The 4557-nt window shown below is 74.7% G+C and carries 5 protein-coding genes; all 5 read left to right on the top strand.

Annotated elements, in window-relative coordinates; all coding sequences use genetic code 11:
- On the top strand, window positions 1–2613 hold a 2613-nt coding region (locus ABT247_RS31980), incomplete at its 5' end, for a nitrate- and nitrite sensing domain-containing protein (protein WP_350749753.1).
- A complete protein-coding gene (locus ABT247_RS31975) occupies window positions 2610–3056 on the top strand; it encodes a roadblock/LC7 domain-containing protein (protein ID WP_350749751.1) in 447 nt (148 codons plus the stop codon). The genes ABT247_RS31980 and ABT247_RS31975, both read left to right, overlap by 4 nt.
- A gap of 105 nt (window positions 3057–3161) precedes the next feature.
- Complete coding sequence (locus ABT247_RS31970) at window positions 3162–3527, top strand: DUF742 domain-containing protein (protein ID WP_350749755.1); 366 nt, start codon at window positions 3162–3164, stop codon at window positions 3525–3527.
- A gap of 2 nt (window positions 3528–3529) precedes the next feature.
- Entirely contained in the window at window positions 3530–4132 is a 603-nt protein-coding gene (locus tag ABT247_RS31965; RefSeq protein WP_350749749.1) for a GTP-binding protein, read from the top strand.
- A gap of 29 nt (window positions 4133–4161) precedes the next feature.
- On the top strand, window positions 4162–4557 hold a 396-nt coding region (locus ABT247_RS31960; protein ID WP_350749747.1), incomplete at its 3' end, for an FAD-dependent monooxygenase.

Here is a 4557-nt window from a genome sequence, read left to right as displayed (position 1 = left end):
GCCGCGGTCGACCGCGGCGCGATCGACCAGCAGACGGTGTTCGCCTACTACACCGACCTGATCAGCGTCGACCTGAGGCTGTTCACCGCGCTCAGCCACGTCGACGCCGGCGAGGTCACCTGGGTCTCCAAGACCCTGGTCAACTCCTTCTGGGCCAAGGAGATGCTGGCCCGCGAGGACGCGATCCTGGCCCGCGGCTGGCCCGCCGGGCGCCTCAGCACGGCCGACTACCAGCAGGTCCAGCAGCTGATCGGGGCCCAGGACCACCTGTTCACCGTCCAGGTCGTCCCCTACGTCCCGGACGGCGAGGCCGGCGCCTGGCACGACCTGATGAACGGTCCGGCCTGGCAGGCCAAGGCCGCCGTCGAGCAGCAGCTCACCAGGCCGACCGCCGCCGACGCCAACGGCACCGTCCGGCTGCCGGCCGCCCAGGACCAGTGGCGCCAGGCCGTCGACCAGCTCAATCCGCAGCTGGTCAAGGCGATCGAGACCCGCACCAGCGCCATCGTCGAGGTCGGCAAGGGCACCATCCTCGACCTGCTCACCCGGGTCGTGCTGACCACCGTCGTCGGCCTGATCGCCGTCGTCGCCGTCGTCATCGCCTCCTGGCGGATCAGCCGCTCGCTGCGGCGCCGGATCAAGGAGGTGCAGACCCAGGCCGAGGAGATGGAGCGCACCCTGCCCGAGGTGGTCGACCGCCTCGGCCGCGGCGAGCAGGTCGACGTCGAGGCCGAGACCCGGGCCGTCACCACCGGCGCCCACGGCAACGGCACCGACGAGCTCGCCCGGCTCGGCCAGTCGCTCAACCTGGCCCGCTCCGCCGCCCTGGAGGCCGCCGTCCGGCAGGCCGAGCAGCACCGCGGCTTCGAGCGGCTGCTCCAGCGCATCGCCCGCCGCACCCAGCTGCTGATCGGCCGCCAGCTGCGCAAGCTGGACGAGCTGGAGCGCCGGCACGAGGACCCGGAGGTGCTGGAGGGCCTGTTCGACCTCGACCACCTCACCGCCCGCCTGCGCCGCTACGAGGAGAACCTCGTCATCATGGCCGGCGGCCAGCCGCAGCGCCGCTGGCGCAAGCCCGTCCCGCTGCTGGACGTGCTGCGCTCCGCCCAGGGCGAGGTGCAGGACTACCGCCGGATCATGATCGACGTCGAGGGCCACCCGTGGCTCTCCGAGCGGGCCGTCGGACCGGTCGCGCACGTGCTGGCCGAGCTGATGGAGAACGCCACCACCTTCTCCAAGCCGCCCACGCCGGTGGAGGTCCGGGCCGCCATGGTCGGGCGCGGGCTCGCGGTCGAGATCGAGGACCGGGGTCTGGGCATGGACCCGGACCAGTACGACGCGGCCAACGAGCTGATGAGCCGGCCGCCGCGCACCGACGTGCTGGCCCGGGCCGACGACATCCGGCTCGGCTTCTACGTCGTCGCGCGGCTCGCCTCGCTCACCGGGCTGAAGATCGAGTTCCGGCCGTCGGCCTTCGGCGGGACCCGGGTGGTCGTGCTCGTCCCGGACGAGCTGGTCATCGACGGCGACACCGGACTGCCGGACGCCGCGCCCGTCGAACCGATCCCGCTCGTCCGGCGCTCCCGCCGGGCGCTGCGGTCCGCCTCCGACGAAGCACCGCAACCCGCCCTGCCGGTGGGACCGCCGGTCGCGCCGGTGGACGCCTTCGGGCCGGCGGCGTCCTTCCCGTCGGCCGCCGGGCACGTCGCGCCGCCCTTCCAGGAGCCGCCCCTCCCGGAGCCGCCCTTCCAGGACCAGGCGTTCGCGGACCAGGCGTTCGCGGAGCGGCCGTTCGTCGAGCAGGCGTCGGCGGAGCGGGCCGTGCAGGGCCAGCCGGTACCGGAGCAGGCCTACGGGCAGCAGCCGTACGGGCACCCGCACGAGCAGCCCATCGAGCACGGCTCCGCCACCGACTCGTCACCCGCCTACGAGGCCCAGCCGGCGCACGCCCAGCCGGCGTATGCCCAGGCCCCGACCGTCCAGGCGGGGTATGCCCAGGCCCCGACCGTCCAGCCGGTGCCGGGCACCACCCAGCCCGCGCCGGACGCCGCCCCGCCCGCACCGGACACCCCCGCCTACCCGGACATCGCCTACGCCCGGGTCACCGAGGCGGAGGCGCCGTACGCCGACGAGCAGTACCGCCCGGCCGACCACTACCGGCTGGCCGAGCGGCGCCGGCGCCGGGAGTACGCCTCCGCCGTGCCGGTGAGCCCGGTGGAGGGCGGCCAGCCGCCGCTGCCGCAGCGGGTCCGCCAGGCCAGCCTGGCCGCCGAGCTGCGCGTGCCGCCGCCCCGCCCGCAGTGGGTCGACCCGACCGCCGGTCAACCCGCTTCCGGGCAGCCCGCCGCCGACCCGTTCCACCGGCCCGACCAGCCGGAGCGCTCCGGGCGGCCGGTGCGCCGCTCGGGCGCGACCATCGGCGCCTTCCAGCGCCAGTCCCGCGCCGCCCGGGCCCAGGACAGCGGTGAGCACCCGCTGCCCCGGGCCGCCACCGCCGCCCCGTCGGCTCCCCCCGGCACACCCGCCGGTCCCCCCGCCTCCGCGTCCGCCCCGTCCCCCTGGGCCCTGCCGGCTGCGGAACCCCGAACGACACGAACGGATGACCAGTCATGAACCGCACGACCGCCACCCACCAGGACCTGGACTGGCTGCTGGACGGACTCGTCGACTCGGTGCCCGGGACCCGCAACGCCGTCCTGCTCTCCGATGACGGCCTCGTGGTCAGCCACTCCCGGACCATCGAACGGGCCGACGCCGAGCGCCTGGCCGCCGTCGCGACCGGTCAGCAGTCGCTCGCCCGCGGCGTCGGCCAGCTCTTCGACGGCGGCCCGGTGCACCAGGTGATCGTCGAGCTCGCCGAGTGCTGGCTGTTCGTCATCGCCGCCGCGCAGGGCACCCACCTGGCCGTGGTCGCCTCCCAGGAGGTGGACGCCGAGGTGATGTCCGTCGCCATGCACACCCTGGTGCAGCAGGTCGGCCAGAAGATGACCACGCCGGTCCGCGCCGAGGGAGCGCCCGCCTCCTTCGACGTCTTCGCCAGCCGGAACCGGGGCTGACGCCGCGTGGGCCCGTACGGCGAGCCGGGGGACGGCTGGGTTCGCGGCCGGGTGCCGCACTGGAGCGAACTGGAGGACCCCGAGGCGGAGGACGAGACGGGCGTCATGGTGCGCCCGTACACCATCACCCGGGGCCGGACGGCACCCGAGCGTGACGACCTCACCCTGATCACCGTGCTCACCACGGTCGACGAGGAGGCCGACGCGGCCCTGGCGCGGGGCAGCCGCGCCGGCGCCCGCGGCCTCCAGCCCGAGCACCGGCTGATCCTCGACCGCTGCCGGCGCCCGGCGGCCGTCGCCGAGGTGGCGGCCGGCCTGGACCTCCCGGTCTCGGTCACCAAGATCCTGCTGGGCGACCTCGTCGCCCAGGGCCTGCTGAAGGCCCGGGCGCCGCTGTCGGTGGCCCGCGCCGCCGGGGGCGTGGACCTCGGCCTGCTCACGGCCGTACGCGAAGGACTCCGGAGACTCTGAACATGGCAACGCCCCACTCCAGCAGTTCCGTTGACGGGATCGGCGCCGCCCCGGCCGCCGTCAAGATCCTCATCGCCGGCGGCTTCGGCGTCGGCAAGACCACCCTGGTCGGCTCGGTCAGCGAGGTCGCCCCGCTGCGCACCGAGGAGTACCTGACCACGGCCAGCGTCGGCGTGGACGACCTGGCCGGGGTCGACCAGAAGGACACCACGACCGTCGCCCTGGACTTCGGCCGGATCACCGTCAGCCCCGAGCTGGTGGTCTACCTGTTCGGCACGCCCGGGCAGGAACGGTTCTGGTTCATGTGGAACGACCTGGTCAACGGCGCCCTCGGCGGGATCGTCATCGCCGACACCCGGCGGCTGGACACCAGTTTCGCGTCCATCGACTTCTTCGAGAGCCGGGGCATCCCCTTCGTGGTGGCGATCAACTGCTTCCACCACCACAACACCCGCACCCCGGACGAGATCCGGGCCGCACTCGACCTCGACCCGCAGGTGCCGATGCTGATCGGCGACGTCCGCGAGCGCGACTTCGGGCGCGACCTGCTGCTCGCCCTGGTCGACCACCTGATGGACCTCGCCGCCGTCGCCCCCGCCGGCTGAAACCCCCTCCCCCGTACCGGAGTCGCCCCATGACCACACCCTTGCGCGTCCTCGTCCACGGCGGCGGGATCGGCGGCCTCACCCTCGCCACCGCCCTCGCCCGCCGCGGCCACCACGTCCAGGTCGCCGAGCTGCGCGACCGGCTGGAGGCGCTCGGCGTCGGCATCATCCAGCCCTCCAACGCCCTCCACGTGATGCGCGAGATCGGCGTGCTCGCGGAGTGCCTCGCCGTCGGCTTCGAGTGGGAGGTGCTGACCATCTGCGACCCGGCCGGCGCCACCCTCGCCCGGATCCCCCAGCCCCGGATGGGCGACGCGCCCTCCAACAACGGCATCCCGCGCCCCGCCCTGGCCCGGGTGCTCGCCGACGCCGCCACGGCGGCACGCTACGGCTCGTACTGCCCGCCGAGACCACCCGGACGCTGC

Origin of the sequence: Kitasatospora sp. NPDC001539, assembly GCF_040298565.1 — a bacterium.
Lineage (GTDB): Bacteria > Actinomycetota > Actinomycetes > Streptomycetales > Streptomycetaceae > Kitasatospora.
This window is presented reverse-complemented; position numbering and strand designations above follow the sequence as displayed.